This window comes from Pseudoalteromonas sp. UBA2102 (assembly GCF_002331165.1).
Lineage (GTDB): Bacteria > Pseudomonadota > Gammaproteobacteria > Enterobacterales > Alteromonadaceae > Pseudoalteromonas > Pseudoalteromonas atlantica.
Map to the genome: position 1 here is coordinate 1 of NZ_DCYU01000055.1, position 220 is coordinate 220.

Annotated in this window: 1 pseudogene; it reads left to right on the top strand. The window is 36.4% G+C overall.

The window, feature by feature from the left end:
- Positions 1-119 precede the first annotated feature (119 nt).
- A pseudogene (locus B2R65_RS06690) lies at positions 120-220 on the top strand (transcription elongation factor GreB); the annotation flags it as partial.

Genomic DNA, 220 nt, shown 5'->3' on the forward strand with positions numbered 1-220 from the left:
AACCAAACATACTGCTGCAAATTCGACCATCAAAGAACAACACGCCCTAAAGTTTACACTCGACAAATTTTAGCAATTTTAATAACGTGCACATCATTAGAGTTAATGAATAAAAGCCCATGAAAACAAATTTAATAACCCGCGAAGGTTACTTACAATTACAGCAAGAGCACGACCATTTATGGAACGTTAAACGCCCTGAAGTCACTAAAATAGTGAG